Origin of the sequence: Mycobacterium avium subsp. avium, from assembly GCF_009741445.1 — a bacterium.
Classification (GTDB): domain Bacteria; phylum Actinomycetota; class Actinomycetes; order Mycobacteriales; family Mycobacteriaceae; genus Mycobacterium; species Mycobacterium avium.
Genome location: NZ_CP046507.1, coordinates 494,171 through 514,606 on the forward strand (window position 1 = coordinate 494,171; position 20,436 = coordinate 514,606).

Below are 20,436 nucleotides of genomic sequence, written 5' to 3' on the forward strand. Positions count from 1 at the left end.
AAAAACAATGCTCACGGGCACCGGCGGGCGCCGATAGCGTAGTCGGGTACTCCACCTCGGGTGGCCGCGCCGCCGCCGGTCCCGCGGCCGCGCGACCGAAGGCGGGCAATCCCGCCCGCGCGGCGCCCCCGCGCGGCTATGCTCGCCGCGTGATCGGCGGCGAGCTGCTGATTGGGCGCGACAGCGAATTGGCCGCCATTCGCCGCGCCCTGAACGGGGCTGACCACCACCGCGGGGTGGTGATCGCCGGGGCCGCCGGCGTGGGCAAGACCTGGCTGGCCCGTGCGGCGCTGCGGCGCGCCGGGGCGTCGGGCGAGCAGATCAAATGGATCGTCGGCACCCAGTCCGCCCAGGCCCTGCCGCTCGGGGCGTTCATCGGCCTGCTCGGCGACGCGATGTCGGAGCCGCTCACCAGCGTGCGGCGGGTGATCGAGACGTTCGTGGCCCGGCAACGCCGGGGCCGGGTGGTGGTGGGCGTCGACGACGCGCACCTGCTGGACGGGTTGTCGGCCCTGGTGGTGCACCAGCTGGCGCAGTCCGGTGGGGTCCGGCTGGTGGTGACTGTGCGCACCGGCAGCCACCAGCCCGACGCCGTGACGGCGCTGTGGAAGGACGACCTGCTGACTCGCCTTGATCTGGAACCACTTTCGGCCGCGGCGACCCGCGAGGTGATCGAGAGCACGCTGGGTGGCCCGGTCGATGCGCGGTGCGCGGCGCGGTTCCGGCGGCTCACCGGGGGCAACACGCTGTTTTTGCGGCAGCTGCTGAGCGACCAGATGGCCGCCGGGCGGATGCGCCGCGTGGCCGGGGTGTGGATGTGGGACGGCGACGTCGCCGTCTCGGCCAGCCTGTCCGACACGGTGGGACGCCAGCTGGGCCGGCTCACCCCACCGCTGGCGCTGGTGGTGGACACATTGTCGCAGTGCGAGCCGCTGCCGGTAGACCTGTTGTGCGACTTGGCGTCTCGAGAAGACCTGGTTGCGGCCGAGGCGATGGGACTGGTGACCGTCGAACGCACCCCGCGCGCCTTGATGGCCCGGCTCGCGCACCCGCTGTTCGGTGAGCTCCGCCGGGCCGGCGCCGGCGAGATGTACCTGTCGACGATCCGGGGCCGGCTGGCGACCCGGCTGGCGCAGGACCAAGACGCCGACATGCAGGCCACGGTGCGCCGGGCGTTGCTGACCCTGGAGTCCGACCTGGACCCGCAACCCGAGCTGTATCTGGAGTCGGCGCGGCACGCGATGACGCTGTTGGACCTGGACCTGGCCGACCGGCTGGCCAACGCCGCCGCGCGGGCCGGGGCGCCCGGCGCCGCCGGGGTGCGGGCGATGAACCTGGTGCTGCTGGGCCGGGGCGAGCAGGCCGAGGAGGCGTTGCGGGCCATCACCGACGGCGCCGACGGCGACGCGTCCGATCGGCACTATTGGGCGACGGTGCGCGCGGCCAACCTGGTGTGGATGCTGGGCCGGCCGGCCGATGCCGCGCTGGTCCTCGACGGCCTCGCCGCGCGGCCCGAGACTCCGGCGCAGGCCGCGGCCCGTTGCGCGGTGCAGGCCTGCCTGGACGCGGTGGCCGCGCGCTGCCAGCTCGCCGCTGAACGGGCAAGGGCCGCACTGGATTCCGAGTCGCTGCCGGATTTCCACGCGATGATGGCGTCGCTGGCGCTGATCATGGCGATGGGGGCGCTGGGACAGGTCGACGACCTGACCGCGGTGGCCGAGCAGGCGCTGCGCCGCGCGACGACGTCGTTCGAGGCGTCACACATGCGGTTCTGGTTCGGCGCCGTGTACGGGCGGGCGTGCCGGCTGACCGGACGCATCGACGAATTCGTCAGCACCGCAAGACGATTGGCCGACTCGGGCCGTGACGTCCCCGGTTTGGCGTACGCGAACCTGGCCCTGTTGCTGGGCAACGCCGAGCTGGCCCGCGGGGCCGCGGCCGAGGCGGCCCGGCTGGTGCAGGAAGCGCTCGCCGGTGCGCAGATACACGAAGTCACCAGCGGTTTGCGGCCGGCCAGCTACTTCGCCTTGGCCGAGGCGCACGGCAGGCTCGGGCACCCGGCGCAAGCCAACGAGGCGATCGCCGGGGCGAGATCCTGCGTGCCGCCGGACTTCCTGTTCATGCACACCGGTCTGGCGCTGGCCACCGGCTGGGCGCTGGCCGCCGGCGGCCAGCTGCGCGAGGCCGTGGCCACCGCGCAGGCGGCGGCGCGGCTCGCCCGCGACCGCGGCCAGCCCACCCACGAACTGGCCTGCATCCAAGCCGCGGCGCTATGGGGGGACGCCGCGGGGGCGGCGCGCGCCCGCGCGCTGGCCGACGCGCTGTCGCTGCCGCTGGCCGACGCCATCGCCTGCCACGCCGAGGCGCTGCGGGCCGGCAACGGCGAGGCCCTGCTGACGGTCGCGGCGGCCTACCGGGCGATCGGCGACGCGGCGGCCGCCGCCGACGCGGCCGCGCAGGCCTCCGCCTCGTTCGTCGAGGGGCAGCAGCACCAGCGCGGGCGGTATGCGGCGGCCCTGGCCGGTGAGCTGGCCGAGGAATGCGGCGGCCTGTGCACGCCGGCGTTGCGGACCCCGGCGGGGCTCAAGCTATCGGGCCGGCAGCGCGACGTCATCGAACTCGCCGTCGCCGGCCTGTCCAACCGCCAGATCGCCGAGCGGTTGGTGATGTCGGTGCGCACCGTGGAGGGCCATATCTACCGGGCCTGCCAACGGGTGGGCGCCCAGTCGCGCGACGAACTGGCCACCATCATCCGCTCCAGGCCGGCCGGCCGCGAGAGCTAGCCGCCCAGCAGCCGCGCCGACGCCCACAGCGCCAGCACGGCCACCAGCAGCGAGACCGGCACCGTGCACACGCCGAGGCGGGTGTATTCGCCCACCCCGGCGTCCACGCCGTGTTGGCGTAACACCCTGCGCCACAACAGGTTCGACAGCGAACCGACATAGGTCAGGTTGGGGCCGATGTTCACTCCGATCAACACCGCCAGCACCGCCACCGGCCCGGCCGGCGCGACCAGCGGCAGCAGCACCAGCGTGGCCGGCAGGTTGTTGACGACGTTGGCCAGCACCGCGGCCGTCGCGGCGATCGCGAGCAGGGCGGGCAGGCCCGAGCCCGACGGCAGCACCGCCGACATCGCCCGGTCCATCCCGTTGCGCATGACGGCCTGCACCACCACACCCAGCGCCAGCACGAAAACCAGGAACGACACGTGGACCGAGCGCGCGATCTCCGTCACCGTGGTGTGCCCGCGGGCCAGACTGCGCACCGCCAGCACCGACGCGCCGCACAGCGCCACCCACGCCGGGGCGATCCCCACCGACTGGGCGACCGCGAACCCGGCGAGCGTCAGCGCGACCACCACCAACACGAACACCGGCGGGCGCGGCGGCGCGCCGAGCGCCGCCGGGTCGGGCTGCACCCGCAGGTCCTTGGCGAAGAACCCGCGGAAGACGGCGTAGAGGGTGGCCACCGCGGCCAGCCACGGCGCCGCCATCAACAGCGTGAACCTGGTGAACGACAGCTGGGCCGTGTGGAAGGCCAGCAGGTTGGTCAGGTTGGACACCGGCAGCAACAGCGAGGCGCCGTTGGCCAGGTGGGCGGTGGCATAGGCGTACGGCCGCACCGCGGTGCGCTGACGGCGCACCGCGGCCAGCACCACCGGGGTCAGCAACACCACGGCGGCGTCCAGGCTCAGCACCGCGGTGATGGCCGAGGCGATGACGAACACCCGCCGCAGCATGCCGGCCGACCCGACGCGGCCCCTCGCGATCGCCGCACCCGCCGCCTCGAACAGGCCCTCGTCGTCGCACAGCTTGGCCAGCACCAGCACCGCGCCCAGGAAGGCGACCACCCCGGACAGGTCGGCGATCTGCTGTTCGGCCGCGGCGACCGGGATCGCGCCGACACCCACCAGCAGCAGCGCCGCCGGCACCGCCGCCACCGCCTCCGGCCAACCCCGCGGGCGCGCGACGGCGAACCCGAGCACCACCGCAAGCAGCACCAGCGCAACGGTCAATGCCATCGAAAACGCTTTACGCCCAAGGGTCTTCGCGTCGCCACACGCTCGGCAGGTGCAGCGCGACACCGTCGCGCTCGGCGAGCTCGTCCAGGACGCGGATGGAGGAGTCCAGGTCATCGCCCGCATAAGGCAACGCCCGCAACGGTTTTGACAGCGGACGGAAGAAGTCGTCCCAATGGATCAGGATCACCCGGCGCGCCCCGACCGTGCGCACGGTCTGGTCCTAATACTCGTCCAGGTACGACCGCGGCCGCAGCCCCAGCTGCCCGACGGACAGATAGGCCGCCTCGGCGCGCTGCCCGGCCAGCGCGCCGGCCACGAAGCCGGCGCTGCCGCAGATCAGCAGCCGGCGCCCCGTCGGCCGGTGCCGCACCAGCGTCGACCAGGACTCGCCGCAGCGGTACGCCGACGCCCGCGCCGGCGGGATCAGCGGCTCCTCGATCACGCCGGGGAACCGGTCGGGCGGGCAGTGGTGGGACTTGACCAGCGTTACGTCGAAGGCGCCCAACCGGATTGGCTCGCCGTCGGCCGCGACGACGATGCGGTCCTCGGGCAGCCCGTAGCCGCGTCCGACGTTGGCCGCGGACTCTCCGCCGACCAGCAGCGCGCCGGTGCGGTCGGCCACCAGCGCGGAGTCCAGCGCGTGGTCGAAGTGGGTGTGCACCGGGATGACGGCCGCCAGCCGGGACACCTTGGCCCGGGCCAGGCAGCCGTCGACGCGCGGCGGCGACGGCGACACCTTGCCGGCGACCACCCGGGCCAGGCCGGGCCGGGAGAAGTAGCCGTCGGTCAGCAGCGCCGACGAGCCGTCGTCGATCAGCAGGCTCGCCACCCCCAGCCAGGTCACCGACAGCCCACCGGGGCCGGCCGCGGGCACGTCGAACCTGTCGGCGTAGCGGGTGATGTCGGGGCGACCGAGCCTGAGCCGCATCAGCAGAACGCCCGGATCTCGACGCCGGCCGCCCGCAGGCGATCGCGCACCGCGGTGGCGATCTGCACCGCCCCCGGCGAATCGCCATGCACGCAAACCGATTCCACGCTCAGCGCGAGCCGGGTGCCGTCGACGGCGGTGACCACCCCGGTGTCGACCATGGCCAGCACCCGCTCGGCGATGGCCGCCGGGTCTGCCAGCACCGCGCCCGGTTCCCGGCGGGAGACCAGCCGGCCGTCCTGCCGGTAGGCCCGATCGGCGAACGCCTCGGCGACCACCCGCAGACCGCGGCGGGCGGCCTCGTCGAAAAACACCGAGCCGGCCATGCCCAGCACCGGCAGGCCGGGGTCCACCAGCCGGACCGCCTCGGCCACGGCGGCGGCCTGCGCGGTGTGCGTCACGATCGTGTTGTACAGCGCGCCATGCGGTTTGACGTAGCACACGGACGAACCCGCCGCGTGCGCGATCGCCTGCAGCGCGCCGATCTGGTACACCACGTCGGCGAGCAGCTCGTCGGCGGCGACGTCGATGAAACGCCGGCCGAACCCGGCCAGGTCGCGGTAGCTGACCTGCGCGCCGACCCGCACCCCGCACTCGGCGGCCGACCGGCACACCCGCAGCAGCCCGGCGGGGTCGCCGGCGTGGAAACCGCACGCCACGTTGGCGCTGCTGACGATGCCGAGCATGGCGTCGTCGTCACCGAGGCGCCAGACGCCGAAGCCCTCGCCCAGGTCGGCGTTGAGGTCGATACCGGCCACCCGCCCAGCTTAGGTGGCGGCCTCCCGGCGGCGCCCGATCAGCCAGCAGGCCAGATAGATCAGGAACGAGATGGTCGCGACGAACACCGACACCGGCACGCCCGGCGCCAGCGACAGCACGATCCCGCCCAGCGCCGACACCTCGGCGAAGGCCACCGAGGCCAGCATCGCAGCCCCGGGCGAGGAGACCACCCGGGCCGCCGCGGCCGCCGGGGTGATCAGCAGCGACATCACCAGCAGCGCGCCGACGATCTGCACCGCCTGGGCCGCCACCACACCGACCAGCGCCGCGAACACGATGCCCAGCGCGTGCACCGGCACCCCGCGCGCGGCGGCGACGTCGGGGTCGACGGTGGCGAACAACAGGGGGCGGTAACACGTCGCCAGCACGGCGATCACCAGCAGGCACACCAGCGCCAGCATGGTCAGCCCGGTGTAGCCGACCCCGACGATCTGGCCGGTCAGCAACGCGAAACTGGTCGCGGTGCGACCCGGGTAGAGGTGGATGAACAGCACCGCCAGCCCCAACCCGAACGCCAGCACCACGCCGATCACCGAGTCGCGTTCCCGGGCGCGCCGGCCCAGCACCCCGAACAGCGCGGCCGCCAGCGCGCTGCCGATCAGCGCGCCCACCCCGACGCCGATCCCGACCAGCAGCGCGAATGCGGCCCCGGTCAGCGACAATTCGCTGGAGCCGTGCACCGCGAACGACATCTGCCGCATCACGATGAACGGCCCGATCAGCCCGGCCACCAAACCCAGCAGGGCCGCCGCGACCAGCGCCTGCTGCACGAAGTCGTGGCCCAGCAGGTGCACCGTGATGTCCAAGGAGAACAGGTGGTCGGCCATGTCGGCGAGGCGATGCTCCATCAGCCGTGCCCGTCGGTGTGCTCGCCGGCCACCACGTAGCCGCCCTTGACCTTCACCACCTGGATGTCGGCCCGGTACAGCGCCGAGAGCGTCTCGCTGTTCATCACCTGCTCGACGGTGCCGATCCGGAATCGGCCGTCGACCAGATACAGCACCCGGTCCACGTACGGCAGGATCGGGTTGATCTCGTGGGTGACGACGATGACCGTGGTCGCGGCGTCCCGACGGCGCCGCTCCAGCAGCGCCGACACCAGCTTGGCGTTGGCGGGGTCCAGGGTCAGCAGCGGCTCGTCGCACAGCAGCAGCAGCGGGTCGCTGACCAGGGCCTGAGCGACGCGCATCCGCTGCAGCTCGCCGCCCGACATCACTCCGACCCGCACGTCCGCCAGGTGTTCGCCGTTGACCTGGCGCAGCGCCTGGTCCACCGTGGCGCGGCGGCGGGCCCGCTCCCGGGGCCGCAGCGGCGCGGCGCCCCAGCGCCCGCCGTCCAGGCCGAGCCGGACCAGGTCGCGTCCGCGCAGCATCACGTCGCGCTCCATCGGGCGGTGTTGCGGCACGTAGCCGATGCGCCCGCTGCCCGAGGTGATCGGCTTCCCGTCCACCAGCCCCACCCCGGCGCTCAGCGGCAGCTGGCCCAGCAGCACCTTCAGCAGCGACGTCTTGCCGCTGCCGTTCGGGCCGAGCACCGCGACGAACTCGCCCCGCGACACCGACAGGTCCAGGTCCTCCCACAGCACCCGGTCGCCGAACGCGAGCCGAGCGCCGCGCAGCGAGACGGTGTCGGCGTCGTGGTCGACGGCCGCGGCGGCCTGCAGGCTCACGGCTGCAACGACCGTACGGGTTGCAGCGCCGTCTGCAGCTGGCCCACCGTATTGCGTTGCCAGCTCAGGTAATCCGCGCCGTCGGGCAATGTTTCGCGGACCTCGACGACCGGGACGCCGGCGCGCCGGGCGGCCTCGCGCAGGCCGTTGACCGCGGACGCCGACGTCTGCGGGTTGACCACCAGCGCCGACACCTGGTGCCGGTCGAGCAGGTCGAGGGCCCGCGCCAGGTCGGCGGGCGCGGGGTCGGTCTCGTTCTCGACGGCCGCTTCCAGCGCCGGCGGCGTCCGGTTCACCAGGCCCGACGCCTCGAGCAGGTAGAAGGCGACCGGCTCTGTGGCGACGACCGAGCCGCCGGGGTGGGCGGCCGCGATGGTGTGCTCAATGCCGGCGATGGCGTCGGCGTCGCGGCCGAACGCGGCCGCATTGCGCCGGTAGTCCGCGGCGTTGCCCGGGTCGATCGCCGCCAGCCGGTCGGCGACGGCGGCGGCCACCGCCTTGGCGACGCCCAGGTGGTAGAACACGTGCTCGTTTCGGGGGCGGCCGGCGTCGGGCAGCAACGCGTAGGCGTCGACCCGCGCGACGCCGGGATGATGCGCCAGCACGTCGTCGACCCAGCCGTCGTAGCCGCCGCCGTTGAAGACGACCAGGCCGGCGTCGGCGATCGCGGCGGCATCCGACGGGCTGGCCTCATAGGAGTGCGGGTCTTGGTCGGACCCGCTCAGGATGGACGCGACCGCCACGTGGCCGCCGGCCACCGCCCGCGCCACGCTGCCCCACACGTCGGTGGACGCGACGACGGCGGTCGCGTGCGGATGCGCCGGACCGGTGCACCCGGTCAGCGCCGCCCAGCCGGTCACCGCCAGCACGGTCGCCAGCCACCGCGTCGTGCGGCCGACCCGCGTTGCGTCCCGCGTCAGTGCCGTGCCCACGTCCGATGTCCTCCCGCCGGCCAGCCAGCCGATGCACAATACTAATGAAAATCGTTTCCATTACAAAGCCGGCCGGAGAAGCGCGTACGCGAGCGCACCGATCCGCTGTAGCGTCACCGAGCGTGAGTCCCACCCCGCGCCGGCGGGCGACTCTGGCGTCGCTGGCCGACGAACTCAAGGTCTCGCGCACGACGGTGTCGAACGCCTTCAACCGGCCCGATCAGCTGTCCGCGGACCTGCGTGAGCGGGTGCTCGCGACGGCCAAGCGGCTGGGCTACCCCGGCCCCGACCCGGTGGCGCGGTCGTTGCGGACCCGCAAGGCCGGCGCGGTCGGACTGGTGATGGCCGAACCGCTGACCTACTTCTTCAGCGACCCCGCCGCCCGCGACTTCGTCACCGGGGTGGCGCAGTCCTGCGAGGCGCTGGGGCAGGGGCTGCTGCTGGTCGCCGTCGGGCCCAGCCGCAGCCTGGATGAGGGAACCGCGGCGGTGCTGTCGGCCGGGGTGGACGGCTTCGTGGTGTATTCGGTGTGCGACGACGACCCCTACCTGCAGGCCGTGTTGCAGCGGCGGCTGCCGGTGGTGGTGGTCGACCAGCCCAAGGGACTGACCGGGGTGTCGCGGGTGGGCATCGACGACCGCGCGGCGATGCGGGAGCTCGCCGACTACGTGCTCGGCTTGGGGCATCGCGAGATCGGGCTGCTGACCATGCGGCTGGGCCGGGACCGCCGCCAGGGCCTGGTGGACGCCGAACGGCTGCGTTCGCCCGCCTTCGACGTGCAGCGCGAGCGCATCACCGGGGTGTGGGAGGCGATGACGGCCGCCGGCGTCGACCCGGATTCGCTGACCGTGGTGGAGAGCTACGAACACCTGCCCGAGTCGGGCGGCGCGGCCGCCAAGGTGGCGCTGGAGGCCAACCCGCGGATCACCGCGCTGATGTGCACCGCCGACATCCTGGCCCTGTCGGCCATGGATTACCTACGCGCCCATGGTGTTTACGTGCCCGGGCAGCTGACGGTGACCGGATTCGACGGCGTGCCCGACGGGATCAGCCGGGGCCTGACCACGGTGTCGCAGTCCAGCCTGCACAAGGGCCGCCGGGCCGGTGAGCTGCTGCTCAAGCCGGCACGGTCGGGCCTGCCGGTGGTGGAGCTGCTCGACACCGAGCTGATTCGCGGCCGTACCGCCGGTCCGCCGGCCTAGCCGTGCTCGCCGAGCAGCAACCGCACCGCCAGATCGAGGCGCTTGCTGACGTCGGTGGCCGAGGCGCGCCGGGTCAGCCAGGCGAGCAGGTTGGACAGCCACACGTCGGAGATCACCCGGGCGATGTGGTACTGGTCCTCGGTGGGTTCGCCGTCGGCCATCGCGCGGGCGAACATCGAGTCGATGAGCTTCTCCACCTGGTCGACCTCGCTGGCCGCCGACGCGTCGGCGAACACGTAGGCCCGCGTCATCGCCTCGGTCAGCAGCGGGTTGCGCTGCATGGCCCGGTTGAGCTTGCCCACCATGAAGTTCAGCCGCTGAAACGGGGTGCCCCCGGTCAGCGCCGCGCGGTCGGTCTTGGCGTCGATGCGGCTGAACTCGCGGCCCAGCGCGGACACCAGCAGGTGCACCTTCGACGGGAAATACCGGTACAGCGTGCCCACCGCGACGTCGGCGCGATCGGCCACCGCGCGCATCTGGACCGCCTCGTAGCCGCCCTTGGAGGCGATCGCCATGGTGGCGTCCAGGATGCGTTTGCGGCGTTCCCGCTGCGCCTCCGAGCCGAGTTCGGACTCCGCCAGTACCGCCACGTTCATGACCTCGCGCGGCTGCGAGTCGGAGACGCGGCTGGAATCGGCCTTCGACTCTGCCTTCGAAGTGGCCCTAGCTGGCATGTGGCGGTGTGCTCCTGTTCCGGGCGGTTCGTCTGCAAACGATACGCATTCTGCGTGTGAATTTCCCACCTCCGTACCGCCGGGGACAAGCGCATGTGCTGCTGCGATGGCGTTCGACTTGACGGTCGATCACTGGCACTATTAGAACACGTTCTAGTCTCCGGTGAGCGAGTTGCGCGCCAACACGTGGCGCGGATGTCCCCGCTCGCGGCGAGATCGGACAATCAGGACACGGGTGCCGGGCGCCTGGTCACGTCGAGTCAAGGACGCGGAGGTCCCCACGGTGGTAGCGACCGTCACCGACGAGCAGTTCGCCGCGCGCGCCCTGGTGCGCGACTGGGCCCGCAACGCCAGCACCGGGCCCGGCGGGACCGCCGCCATCCGCGACGTCGAGCAGGGCAACCCCGACGCCTGGCGGCCGGTGTTCGCCCGGCTGGCCGAGCTGGGCATTTTCGGGGTGGCGGTTCCCGAAGAGGCCGGCGGGGCGGGCGGCAGCGTCGAGGACCTGTGCGCCATGGTCGAGGAGGCGGCCAAGGCGCTGATCCCGGGTCCGGTCGCCACCACCGCGCTGGCCACCCTGGTGCTCTCCGATGCCGAGTTGCTGGCCGCGCTGGCCGCCGGCGAGCGGTTCGCCGGGCTGGCGCTGCAGGGCGACATCACCTTCGACGGGGCGGCGTCGACGGCCTCGGGCACGCTGCCGTTCGTGCTGGGTGCCGCCGACGGCGGGGTGCTGCTGCTGCCGGCCGACGGCAGGTGGCTGGTGGTCGACACCGCAAGCGACGGCGTGCACATCGAGCCGCTGGCCGCGACCGACTTCTCCCGGCCGCTGGCGCGGGTGGTGCTGGACTCGGCCCCGGCCACCGTGCTGGCGCAAACCCCCGAGCGGGTCGAGGAGCTGGCCGCGACCGTGCTGGCGGCCGAGGCCGCCGGGATCACCCGCTGGTCGCTGCAGACCGCCGTCGACTACGCCAAGGTCCGCGAGCAGTTCGGCAAGCCGATCGGCAGCTTCCAGGCCATAAAACACCTCTGCGCCGAAATGCTGTGCCGCGCCGAGCAGGCCGAGGTGGCCGCCGCCGACGCCGCCCGCGCGGCCGCCGAGGACGACCCGGCCCAGTTCTCCCTCGCGGCGGCCCTGGCCGCGGCCACCGCCATCACCGCGGTGAAGGCCAACGTCAAGGACTGCATCCAGGTGCTCGGCGGCATCGGCTGCACCTGGGAACACGACGCCCACCTGTACCTGCGCCGTGCACACGCCATCGGCCGCTTCCTGGGCGGGGCGGAACGCTGGCTGCGCCGTATCACCGCGCTCACCCAGGCGGGCGTGCGCCGCCGGCTGGGTATCGACCTGACCGAGGTCGAGGACCAGCGGCCCCAGATCGCCGAGGCCGTCGCCCGCATCGCCGCGCTGCCCGCCGAGCAGCGGCAGGCCGCGCTGGCCGAGGCCGGGCTGCAGGCCCCGCACTGGCCGGCGCCGTACGGACGCGGCGCCTCGCCGGCCGAGCAACTGCTGATCGATCAGGAGCTGGCCGCCGCCGGGGTGGCCCGTCCCGACCTGGTGATCGGGTGGTGGGCGGCGCCGACCATTCTCGAGCACGGCACACCCGAGCAGATCGAGCGCTTCGTGCCCGGCACCTTGCGCGGCGAATTCCTTTGGTGCCAGCTGTTTTCCGAGCCCGGCGCCGGCTCCGACCTGGCCTCGCTGCGCACCAAGGCGGTACGCACCGACGGTGGCTGGCTGCTGACCGGGCAGAAGGTGTGGACGTCGGCGGCGCACAAGGCGCGCTGGGGGGTGTGTTTGGCCCGCACCGATCCGGATGCGCCGAAACACAAGGGCATCACCTACTTCCTGGTGGACATGAGCGCCCCGGGCATCGAGATCCGCCCGCTGCGCGAGATCACCGGTGACTCGCTGTTCAACGAGGTCTTCCTGGACAACGTGTTCATCCCCGACGAGATGGTGGTCGGCGAGGTGAACGACGGCTGGCGGCTGGCCCGCACGACGCTGGCCAACGAGCGGGTCGCGATGGCCAGCGGCACGGCGCTGGGCAACCCGATGGAGGAGCTGCTCGAGCTGCTGTCGACGCTGCCCCTCGACAGCGCTCAGCAGGATCGGCTGGGGCGGTTGATCGTCACCGCGCAGACCGGTGCGCTGCTGGACCAGCGGATCGCCCAGCTCGCCGTCGGTGGCCAGGACCCCGGCGCGCAGTCCAGCGTGCGCAAACTCATCGGGGTGCGCTACCGCCAGGCGCTGGCCGAATACACGATGGATGTGTCCGAGGGCGGCGGCCTGGTGCACAACCGGGCGGTGTACGACTTCCTGAACACCCGCTGTCTGACCATCGCCGGCGGCACCGAGCAGATTCTGCTCACCGTCGCCGCGGAGCGGCTGCTGGGTCTGCCGCGTTAACCGAGATCGGCTGCGGCAGCGTGTAATTCGCGCAGCGCCTGGCATGCCATGTCGCCCAGGTCGCCGCTTTCGTCCGGCTCGGCCCAGCGAGCGTAGGCGGTTTTGAACGCCAGCGCGCCCAGCTCGGCGGCCAACGCCGCCGCCGGTTCGGGCACGCCGCGTGCTTGCAGCGCCTCGGACACCGCCAGGGCCAGCCCGATCTGCTTGAGCGCGTTGCGCTCCTGCAGCTCGGCGCTGGCTGCGATCGCGGCCCTGAGCCGCGGCGCGAGCTCCTTGTTGAACGGCGTGAACGCCGCCGCTGCCGACTTCAGGCCGGAGCACACCAAGGCTAGCGGTGTCGCGTCGGCGGGCGCCGCGGCGATGCCCTCGCGCAGCAGCGCGGCGATGGCGTCCTGGCCGGCGGCCAGCACGTCCCGCTTGTCCGGGAAGTGTCTAAAGAACGTGCTTTTCGTCAGGCCGGCGCGCTCGGCGATCTCCGCGACGGTCGTCTGGTCGTAGCCGCGCTCGTTGAACAGGTCCAGCGCCGCGGCGACCAGGCGTGCGCGCGCGTCGGGTTCCCAGCGAGCCATGGCCCCACCTTAGTGATGCGACCTTTGTCCCGTCACTGGTGTAGGGTGATGGGACCATTGTCTCATCACTCGAAGGAGCAGCTCGTGCGCGTACTCGTCACCGGCGCCAGCGGAGGAATCGGCTCGGCCGTCGTCAAAGAATTGCTCGCCGCCGGTCATCACGCCATCGGCCTGGCCCGCTCCGAGGCTTCGGCCGCAACCATCAGCGGACTCGGCGCCGAACCGCTGCGCGGCGACATCGCCGACCTCGACGTCCTGCAGAAGGCGGCCGTCGACACCGACGGCGTCGCCTACCTGGCCTTCTCACACGACTTCAGCGACGTCGGGGACGCGATCGCGGACGAGGCCCGCGCGATCGACGCGCTGGGGGCCGCGCTCGCCGACACCGGCAAACCGCTGGTGCTGGCCAGCGGGACCCCGGCCCGGCCCGGCTCGGTGAGCACCGAGGACGACCCCTTCATCGCCGACGGGCCGCTGGCCGGGCGCGGCCGCACCGGCCAGGCCGTCGTCGAGCTGGCCGGGCGCGGTGTCCGCTCGGCCGTGGTGCGGCTGCCGCGCGCGGTGCACGATGCCGGCGGCCGCTACGGCCTGGCCGGCATCCTGATCCAGCTCGCCCGGCAGCGCGGCGTGTCGTCCTTCGCCGGCGACGGCACCCAACGCTGGCCGGCCGTGCATCGCGACGACGCCGCGGCGTTGTTCCGGCTCGCCCTCGAGCAGGCCCCGGCCGGCTCGGTGCTGCACGCGGTGGGGGACGAGGGCGTTCCGCTGCGCGCGATCGCCGAGATGATCGGCCGCCGGCTCGGCGTGCCCGTCGAGTCCGCCCCGGCCGACACCTTCGGTCCGCTCGGCCAAGTCTTCGCCGTCGACCAGCCCTCGTCCAGCGCGCTGACCCAGCGGCGCTTCGGGTGGCAGCCCGTCGGCCCCGGCCTGCTGGACGACCTCGAAACCGGCGTCTACCCGGAATAGGTCACGAGAAGGTGGTCACCGCGCAGGTGCTGGGCGAGGTGATGTTGACCCCGGAGTAGACCACCTGGATGTGGGTGCACAGGATGACGTTGTTGTCGGTCTTGGGCTGGCCGGTCTGCCAGTCGGTGGAGTCGATGCGGCCATGGGTTTCGTACTTGTCCGGCGGGCCCTCGCCCATGTAAATGGTGGTGATCTCGTCGGATCCCATCGACTTGTGCACCCGCTCGTACTGGCCGTCGGCGTGCGCGTCGAGGTAGGCCAGCCGGTTGGAGGACCGGATCTCGCTGGTTTGCCGGGCCCACAGGCCGGGCGGGAAGCCGGTCACACCGTCGGGGGTGAGCATGTCCGCCCCGGCGGTGAAATCGCAGTGGCCGTCGGACTTGAAGCAGTTGAGCAGGGCCCGGGTCTCCAGCTGGTTGGGACCGTCCAGCGGGAACAGCGTGGTGGCGGTGTTGCTGGCGGCGGCGCACACCCCGGCGGGCAGAAACATCGGCAGCGCCGCCGCCACCGCGAAGCCCGACACCAGCCGCATCATCGCTGCTTCCCTTCCCTGTGGATCCCACCGGTGAACTTAACCCGCGACTACTCGTCGTAGGTGACTTCCACCGAATCAGATTCCGGGTGAGATTGACAGGCCAGGATCAGGCCCTCGTCCAGGTCCTGCTGCTCGAGCACGTCGTTGACCTCCATGCTGACCTGGCCCTTGCGCAGGGTGCAGGCACACGCGCCGCAGTGGCCCTCGCGGCAGGAGAACGGCGCGTCGAGGCCCTTGGCCAGCAGCACGTCGAGCAGCTTGGCGTTGCGCGGCCACGACACGGTGTGGGTTTCCCCGTCGAGCTCCACCACCGCGGTGGCCGGCGGCTCGTCGCCCTCGGCGGTGTCCTCGATCTTGACCGCCGCGAACGGGTCGGAGTCCAGCGACTTGAACACCTCGATATGTATTTGCGCCGCAGGCACTTTCAGCGTTTCCAGGGCCTCACGCGCCGAGTCCATGAAGGCGCCCGGGCCGCAGATGTAGACCGGCCGGTCGGTGTAGGGGGCGGCCAGCTGGGCCAGCGCGGTCACGCTGGGCAGGCCCTGCAGCGATTCCAGCCAGTGCAGCACGGTGAGCCGGTCGGGATATTTGGCGGACAGCTCGCGCAGCGCGTCGGCGAAGATCACCGAACGCTCGTCGCGGTTGGCGTAGAGCAGAGTCACCTGCCCGCTGCCCTCCGACAGCGCCGACTTGGCGATCGACATGATCGGGGTGATCCCGCTGCCCGCGGCCATCAACAGGAAGTCGTCGCCCAGCGTCTTGGGCACGAAGTTGCCCGACGGCGCCAGCACGTGGATCCGCATCCCCGGGCGCGCGTTGTCGCACAGCCAGTTGGACGCGTAGCCGTCCGCGGTCCGCTTGACCGTCACAGTCAGCGCGTCGTCGGTGAACGGTGAGCTGCACAGCGAATAGCAGCGCGCCACCGATCCGGTGCGCTCGCTGGGCACCCGCAGCGTCAAGAACTGGCCCGGGGCGTAGCGCAGCCGCTCGGGCGGGATGTCGGGGTCCCCGTCGTCGTCCGGCACCGCGAACACCAGCGACCGCGCGTCGTCGGTCTCGGCGATGACCTCGGCGATCTGCAGTTCGAGGACGTGGTCACCGAGCGGCTCGTCGAGTGCTTGGGCCGAATCAGCCTCGGTCAAGGCCCGTCCCTTCCTTTCGTGGCAAAACGTGTCGACCCGCTGCGACCGGCTCCGCCGCTCTTGCGATCGCCACGGGCAACTAGAACATGTTACAGAAAAGCAGATTCGTATCGCTACCAGCCGCAGGAATACCCTGCTCGACACGAATCGGAACGTGTTCTAGTCTCTGGGGTAAGTCCGCTGAGTAAGTTTGGCCCAGGAAGGCAAACCTAGTGACGTCCATTCAACAGCGTGATGCCCAGTCCGTCTTGGCGGGCATCGACGATCTGCTTCCGCGGATTCGGGAGCGCGCTCAGGCCACGGAGGATCTGCGCCGGCTGCCCGACGAGACCGTAGCCGACCTTCAGGACGTCGGGTTCTTCACCCTGCTGCAGCCCGAGCAGTGGGGTGGGCTGCAGTGCGACCCCACGCTGTTCTACGAGGCGGTCCGCCGGCTGGCCAGCGCGTGCGGTTCCACCGGCTGGGTGAGCTCGATCATCGGCGTGCACAACTGGCACCTGGCCCTGTTCGACCAGCAGGCCCAGGAGGAGGTCTGGGGCGAGGACCCCAACGTGCGGATCTCCTCGTCGTATGCGCCGATGGGCGCGGGCGTGGTGACCGACGGCGGCTACCTGGTCAACGGTTCGTGGAACTGGTCCTCCGGCTGCGACCACGCCACCTGGGCGTTCCTCGGCGGCCCGGTGATCAAGGATGGCCGCCCGGTCGACTTCGGCAGCTTCCTGATCCCGCGCAGCGAGTACCGCATCGACGACGTGTGGCACGTGGTCGGCCTGCGCGGCACCGGCAGCAACACCGTCGTCGTCAAGGATGTGTTCGTGCCGCGGCACCGGTTCCTGTCCTACAAGGCGATGAACGACGGCACCGCCGGCGGCTATCAGACCAACACCGCGCCGGTATACAAGATGCCTTGGGGCACAATGCATCCCACCACCATCTCGGCGCCCATCGTCGGCATGGCATACGGGGCGTACGCCGCCCACGTCGAGCATCAGGGCAAGCGGGTGCGCGCGGCGTTCGCCGGCGAGAAGGCCAAGGACGACCCGTTCGCCAAGGTCCGCATCGCCGAGGCGGCCAGCGACATCGACGCGGCGTGGCGCCAGCTGTCCGGCAACGTGGCCGACGAGTACGCGCTGCTGTCCGCCGGCAAGGAGATCCCGTTCGAACTGCGCGCCCGCGCCCGCCGCGACCAGGTGCGCGCCACCGGGCGCGCGATCGCCTCCATCGACCGGCTGTTCGAGGCTTCCGGGGCCACCGCGTTGGCCAATGACCAACCGGTGCAACGCTTCTGGCGTGACGCGCACGCCGGCCGGGTGCACGCGGCCAACGACCCCGAGCGGGCCTACCAGATCTTCGGAAACCACGAGTTCGGGTTGCCGCCGGGCGACACGATGGTATGACCGCGACCGAGGAGTTGACGTTCGAGTCGACCTCGCGCTTCGCCGAAGTCGACGTCGACGGGCCGCTCAAGCTGCACTACCACGAGGCCGGTTTGTCCTTCAATGGCACCGGGCGCACGGTGGTGTTGCTGCACGGCGGCGGCCCGGGCGCGGCCAGCTGGACCAACTTCGGCCGCAACATCCCGGTGCTGGCCCGGCACTTCCACGTGCTGGCCGTCGACCAGCCCGGCTACGGCCTGTCCGACAAGCGCTCCGAGCATGGACAGTTCAACCGCTACGCCGCCCGGGCGCTCAACGGGCTGTTCGAGCAGCTGGGTCTGGGACGCGTTCCGCTGGTGGGCAATTCGCTGGGCGGGGGCACCGCGGTGCGGTTCGCCCTGGACTACCCGGACAAGGCCGGGCGGCTGGTGCTGATGGGCCCCGGCGGGTTGAGCATCAACCTGTTCGCGCCTGACCCCACCGAGGGCGTCAAACGGCTGGGAAAGTTCTCCGCCGAGCCGACGCGGGAAAATCTCGAGGCGTTCCTGCGGGTGATGGTCTACGACCAGAAGCTGATCACCGACGAATTGATCGACGAGCGGTTCGCGCTGGCCAGCACGCCGGAATCGCTGGCGGCCACCCGGGCGATGGGAATGTCGTTCGCGGGGGCCGACTTCGAGCTGGGCATGATGTGGCGCGAGGTGCACCGGCTGCGCCAACCGGTGCTGCTGATCTGGGGTCGCGAGGACCGGGTCAACCCGCTCGATGGCGCGCTGGTCGCGCTGAAAACGATTGCCCGCGCCCAGCTTCACGTGTTCGGGCAGTGTGGGCACTGGGCGCAGGTGGAGAAATTCGACGAGTTCAACAAGCTCACCATCGATTTCCTGGGAGGTGCGTGATGAGCAACGGAGCCATCAGGTCGCTGGGCTATCTGCGCATCGAGGCCACCGACATGGCGGCCTGGCGCGACTACGGCCTGAAGGTTCTCGGCATGGTCGAGGGCAAGGGCGACACCGAAGGCGCCCTGTATCTGCGGATGGACGATTTCCCGGCCCGGCTGGTGATCGTGCCCGGCGAGCGCGACCACCTGCTGGAGGCCGGCTGGGAATGCGCGAATGCCGAAGGCCTGCAAGAGATCCGGGATCGGCTCGACGTGGAGGGCGTCCCGTACAAGGAGGCCACCGCCGCGCAGCTGGCCGACCGCCGGGTGGTCGAGATGATCCGGTTCTCCGACCCGTCGGGCAACTGCCTGGAGGTGTTCCACGGGGTGGCCCTCGAACACCGCCGGGTGGTCAGCCCGTACGGGCACAAGTTCGTCACCGGCGAGCAGGGCCTGGGGCACGTGGTGCTGTCCACCCGCGACGACGAGGAGTCGCTGCACTTCTACCGCGACGTGCTGGGGTTCAAGCTGCGCGACTCGATGCGGATGCCGCCGCAGGTGGTCGGCCGGCCCGCCGACGGCGCGCCCGCCTGGTTGCGCTTCTTCGGCTGCAACCCGCGCCACCACAGCCTGGCGTTCCTGCCGCTGCCCACGCCGAGCGGAATCGTGCACCTGATGCTCGAGGTGGAGAACGCCGACGACGTGGGGCTGTGCCTGGACCGGGCGCTGCGCCGCAAGGTGCCCATGTCGGCCACCCTGGGCCGGCACGTCAACGACCTGATGCTGTCCTTCTACATGAAGACGCCGGGCGGATTCGACGTCGAATTCGGTTGCGAGGGAAGGCAGGTCGAAGACGACGACTGGGTCGCCCGGGAAAGCACCGCGGTCAGCCTGTGGGGCCACGACTTCACGGTCGGCATGCGCGGCTGACCATGGCTGCGCCGATCGATCCGCGGACCTTCCGGCAGGTGCTGGGCCAGTTCTGCACGGGCATCACCATCATCACCACGGTGCACGACGAGGTGCCCGTCGGCTTCGCCTGCCAGTCCTTCGCGGCGCTGTCGCTGGACCCGCCGCTGGTGCTGTTCTGCCCCACCAAGGTGTCGCGGTCCTGGAAGGCCATCGAGGCCACCGGCCGGTTCTGCGTCAACGTGCTGACCGAGAAGCAGAAGCACGTCTCGGCGCGGTTCGGGTCCAAGGAACCCGACAAGTTCGCCGGCATCGACTGGCATCCCTCCGAACTCGGCTCGCCGATCATCGACGGGGCGCTGGCCCACGTCGACTGCACCGTGGCCTCGGTGCACGAGGGGGGCGATCACTTCGTGGTGTTCGGTGCGGTCCAATCCCTTTCGGAGGCACCGAAGATCAAGCCGCGGCCGCTGCTGTTCTATCGCGGGGAATACACCGGCATCGAGCCGGACAAGACGACCCCGGCGCAGTGGCGCGACGACCTGGAGGCGTTTTTGACCACCACCACCCAGGACACCTGGCTGTAACGCGCCGGGCGCGGACAATGGTGGCATGACGCTGGATCTGGGCGCGTATTTCGACCGCATCGGTTACGGCGGCGAGGCCGCGCCCAACCTCGAGGTGCTGCGGGCCCTGATGGCCGCGCACACCGGGTCGATCCCGTTCGAGAACCTCGACCCGCTGATGGGGGTGCCGGTCGACGACCTGAGCCCGGCGGCGCTGGCCGACAAGCTGGTCCACCGGCGCCGCGGCGGCTACTGCTACGAGCAGAACGGCCTGCTGGGCTACGCGCTGGCCGAAATCGGTTTCCGGGTGCGCCGATTGGCCGGCCGGGTGGTGTGGATGCAGCCGCCCGACACGCCGCCGCGCGCCCAGACGCACACGGTGTTGGCGGTGACGTTCCCGGGCTCGCAGGGCGCCTACCTGGTCGACGTCGGCTTCGGTGGCCAGACGTTGCCCTCGCCCATCCGTTTCGAGACCGGCAACGCCCAGCAGACCACCCACGAGCCCTACCGGCTCGATGACCGCGGCGAGGGCCTGGTGCTGCAGGCCCTGGTGCGCGATGAATGGCAGCCGCTGTACGTGTTCGGCACCCGCACCGTGCCGCAGATCGACCTGCTGGTGGGCAGCTGGTACGTCTCCACCCACCCGTCGTCGATGTTCGTCACCGGGCTGATGGTCGCGCGGACCACCGCCGACGCCCGGTGGAACCTGGCCGGGCGCGAGCTGACCGTGCACCGCGCGCAGGGCAGCGAGAAGATCCGCCTCGACGACGCGGACGCGGTGCTCGACGTGCTCGGGGAGCGGTTCGGCATCGACGTGGACGGGATCGGCCAGCGCGGCGCGCTGCTGGCGCGCATCGAGCAGGTGCTGGACGCCTGAGGG

18 protein-coding genes and 1 pseudogene are annotated in these 20,436 nt (G+C 71.6%); 9 read left to right on the forward strand and 10 right to left on the reverse strand.

Annotated elements, in window-relative coordinates; translation table 11 throughout:
• Nucleotides 1-149: 149 nt before the first annotated feature.
• Nucleotides 150-2,783: a helix-turn-helix transcriptional regulator gene (locus tag MAA44156_RS02460; RefSeq protein WP_033725378.1), complete on the forward strand. Its 2,634-nt coding sequence runs from the start codon at nucleotides 150-152 to the stop codon at nucleotides 2,781-2,783.
• Here MAA44156_RS02460 and MAA44156_RS02465 read toward each other — a convergent pair.
• The 6 genes and pseudogenes from MAA44156_RS02465 to MAA44156_RS02490 form a co-directional block, all read right to left on the reverse strand.
• On the reverse strand, nucleotides 2,780-4,021 hold the full coding sequence (locus MAA44156_RS02465) for an SLC13 family permease (protein WP_003875641.1): 1,242 nt from the start codon (nucleotides 4,019-4,021) through the stop codon (nucleotides 2,780-2,782). The genes MAA44156_RS02460 and MAA44156_RS02465 overlap by 4 nt on opposite strands.
• Nucleotides 4,022-4,031: 10 nt before the next feature.
• A pseudogene (locus MAA44156_RS02470) lies at nucleotides 4,032-4,949 on the reverse strand (MBL fold metallo-hydrolase).
• Entirely contained in the window at nucleotides 4,949-5,707 is a 759-nt protein-coding gene (locus MAA44156_RS02475) for a LamB/YcsF family protein (RefSeq protein ID WP_009974765.1), read from the reverse strand. The pseudogene MAA44156_RS02470 and the gene MAA44156_RS02475 overlap by 1 nt, the downstream one beginning before the upstream one ends.
• Nucleotides 5,708-5,716: 9 nt before the next feature.
• Nucleotides 5,717-6,577 (reverse strand): metal ABC transporter permease, encoded by an 861-nt coding sequence (locus MAA44156_RS02480; protein WP_009974766.1) that lies wholly within the window; start codon nucleotides 6,575-6,577, stop codon nucleotides 5,717-5,719.
• Nucleotides 6,577-7,398 (reverse strand): metal ABC transporter ATP-binding protein, encoded by an 822-nt coding sequence (locus MAA44156_RS02485; protein ID WP_009974767.1) that lies wholly within the window; start codon nucleotides 7,396-7,398, stop codon nucleotides 6,577-6,579. The genes MAA44156_RS02480 and MAA44156_RS02485 overlap by 1 nt, the downstream gene beginning before the upstream one ends.
• Nucleotides 7,395-8,330 (reverse strand): metal ABC transporter solute-binding protein, Zn/Mn family, encoded by a 936-nt coding sequence (locus MAA44156_RS02490; RefSeq protein WP_023880385.1) that lies wholly within the window; start codon nucleotides 8,328-8,330, stop codon nucleotides 7,395-7,397. The genes MAA44156_RS02485 and MAA44156_RS02490 overlap by 4 nt, the downstream gene beginning before the upstream one ends.
• A gap of 122 nt (nucleotides 8,331-8,452) precedes the next feature.
• Between MAA44156_RS02490 and MAA44156_RS02495 the strand changes: the two genes are divergently transcribed.
• Nucleotides 8,453-9,532 carry an Rv3575c family transcriptional regulator gene (locus MAA44156_RS02495; protein WP_009974769.1) on the forward strand — a complete coding sequence of 360 codons (1,080 nt, stop codon included), beginning with the start codon at nucleotides 8,453-8,455 and terminating at the stop codon, nucleotides 9,530-9,532.
• Here the strand turns inward: MAA44156_RS02495 and kstR are convergent.
• Complete coding sequence (kstR, locus tag MAA44156_RS02500) at nucleotides 9,529-10,122, reverse strand: cholesterol catabolism transcriptional regulator KstR (protein ID WP_009974770.1); 594 nt, start codon at nucleotides 10,120-10,122, stop codon at nucleotides 9,529-9,531. The two genes, MAA44156_RS02495 and kstR, sit on opposite strands and share 4 nt — an antisense overlap.
• A 367-nt stretch (nucleotides 10,123-10,489) precedes the next feature.
• On the opposite strand from kstR, the gene MAA44156_RS02505 reads away from it, so the two are divergent.
• Nucleotides 10,490-12,613, forward strand: coding sequence for an acyl-CoA dehydrogenase family protein (locus MAA44156_RS02505; protein ID WP_029248367.1), 2,124 nt, complete (start codon nucleotides 10,490-10,492; stop codon nucleotides 12,611-12,613).
• Here the strand turns inward: MAA44156_RS02505 and MAA44156_RS02510 are convergent.
• Nucleotides 12,610-13,182 (reverse strand): TetR/AcrR family transcriptional regulator, encoded by a 573-nt coding sequence (locus MAA44156_RS02510; protein ID WP_003875650.1) that lies wholly within the window; start codon nucleotides 13,180-13,182, stop codon nucleotides 12,610-12,612. The genes MAA44156_RS02505 and MAA44156_RS02510 overlap by 4 nt on opposite strands.
• An 84-nt stretch (nucleotides 13,183-13,266) precedes the next feature.
• Between MAA44156_RS02510 and MAA44156_RS02515 the strand changes: the two genes are divergently transcribed.
• Complete coding sequence (locus MAA44156_RS02515) at nucleotides 13,267-14,148, forward strand: SDR family oxidoreductase (RefSeq protein ID WP_121035548.1); 882 nt, start codon at nucleotides 13,267-13,269, stop codon at nucleotides 14,146-14,148.
• A 1-nt stretch (nucleotide 14,149) separates the two neighbouring features.
• Here the strand turns inward: MAA44156_RS02515 and MAA44156_RS02520 are convergent, their stop codons facing one another.
• Together MAA44156_RS02520 and MAA44156_RS02525 are read right to left on the reverse strand one after the other, a co-directional pair.
• Nucleotides 14,150-14,683: a hypothetical protein gene (locus tag MAA44156_RS02520; RefSeq protein WP_011723660.1), complete on the reverse strand. Its 534-nt coding sequence runs from the start codon at nucleotides 14,681-14,683 to the stop codon at nucleotides 14,150-14,152.
• 47 nt (nucleotides 14,684-14,730) lie between these two features.
• On the reverse strand, nucleotides 14,731-15,825 hold the full coding sequence (locus MAA44156_RS02525) for a ferredoxin--NADP reductase (protein ID WP_003875653.1): 1,095 nt from the start codon (nucleotides 15,823-15,825) through the stop codon (nucleotides 14,731-14,733).
• Between the two features lie 212 nt (nucleotides 15,826-16,037).
• Here MAA44156_RS02525 and hsaA point away from each other — a divergent pair, with 212 nt between their 5' ends.
• Genes hsaA through MAA44156_RS02550 form a run of 5 tightly spaced genes read left to right on the forward strand, consistent with a single transcriptional unit; the run spans nucleotide 16,038 to nucleotide 20,433 of the window.
• Nucleotides 16,038-17,222, forward strand: coding sequence for a 3-hydroxy-9,10-secoandrosta-1,3,5(10)-triene-9,17-dione monooxygenase oxygenase subunit (hsaA, locus tag MAA44156_RS02530; RefSeq protein WP_003875654.1), 1,185 nt, complete (start codon nucleotides 16,038-16,040; stop codon nucleotides 17,220-17,222).
• The gene (gene hsaD / locus MAA44156_RS02535; protein ID WP_009974773.1) at nucleotides 17,219-18,100 is read left to right on the forward strand and encodes a 4,5:9,10-diseco-3-hydroxy-5,9,17-trioxoandrosta-1(10),2-diene-4-oate hydrolase; all 882 of its coding nucleotides are present in this window, start codon (nucleotides 17,219-17,221) and stop codon (nucleotides 18,098-18,100) included. Before hsaA ends, hsaD begins: the two co-directional genes overlap by 4 nt.
• Nucleotides 18,100-19,011 (forward strand): iron-dependent extradiol dioxygenase HsaC, encoded by a 912-nt coding sequence (gene hsaC / locus MAA44156_RS02540; RefSeq protein ID WP_009974774.1) that lies wholly within the window; start codon nucleotides 18,100-18,102, stop codon nucleotides 19,009-19,011. The genes hsaD and hsaC overlap by 1 nt, the downstream gene beginning before the upstream one ends.
• Before the next feature lie 2 nt (nucleotides 19,012-19,013).
• The gene (hsaB, locus tag MAA44156_RS02545; protein ID WP_009974775.1) at nucleotides 19,014-19,577 is read left to right on the forward strand and encodes a 3-hydroxy-9,10-secoandrosta-1,3,5(10)-triene-9,17-dione monooxygenase reductase subunit; all 564 of its coding nucleotides are present in this window, start codon (nucleotides 19,014-19,016) and stop codon (nucleotides 19,575-19,577) included.
• Nucleotides 19,578-19,602: 25 nt separating this feature from the next.
• Nucleotides 19,603-20,433, forward strand: a complete 831-nt coding sequence (locus MAA44156_RS02550; protein WP_009974776.1) for an arylamine N-acetyltransferase family protein — start codon at nucleotides 19,603-19,605, stop codon at nucleotides 20,431-20,433.
• Nucleotides 20,434-20,436: the final 3 nt, after the last annotated feature.

Coding starts and splice junctions, on each gene's coding strand:
- MAA44156_RS02550 (WP_009974776.1), top strand. CDS start 19,603: ATGACGCTGGATCTGGGCGCGTATTTCGACCGCATCGGTTACGGCGGC.
- hsaD (WP_009974773.1), top strand. CDS start 17,219: ATGACCGCGACCGAGGAGTTGACGTTCGAGTCGACCTCGCGCTTCGCC.
- hsaB (WP_009974775.1), top strand. CDS start 19,014: ATGGCTGCGCCGATCGATCCGCGGACCTTCCGGCAGGTGCTGGGCCAG.
- MAA44156_RS02520 (WP_011723660.1), bottom strand. CDS start 14,683: ATGATGCGGCTGGTGTCGGGCTTCGCGGTGGCGGCGGCGCTGCCGATG.
- MAA44156_RS02480 (WP_009974766.1), bottom strand. CDS start 6,577: ATGGAGCATCGCCTCGCCGACATGGCCGACCACCTGTTCTCCTTGGAC.
- MAA44156_RS02510 (WP_003875650.1), bottom strand. CDS start 13,182: ATGGCTCGCTGGGAACCCGACGCGCGCGCACGCCTGGTCGCCGCGGCG.
- hsaC (WP_009974774.1), top strand. CDS start 18,100: ATGAGCAACGGAGCCATCAGGTCGCTGGGCTATCTGCGCATCGAGGCC.
- MAA44156_RS02465 (WP_003875641.1), bottom strand. CDS start 4,021: ATGGCATTGACCGTTGCGCTGGTGCTGCTTGCGGTGGTGCTCGGGTTC.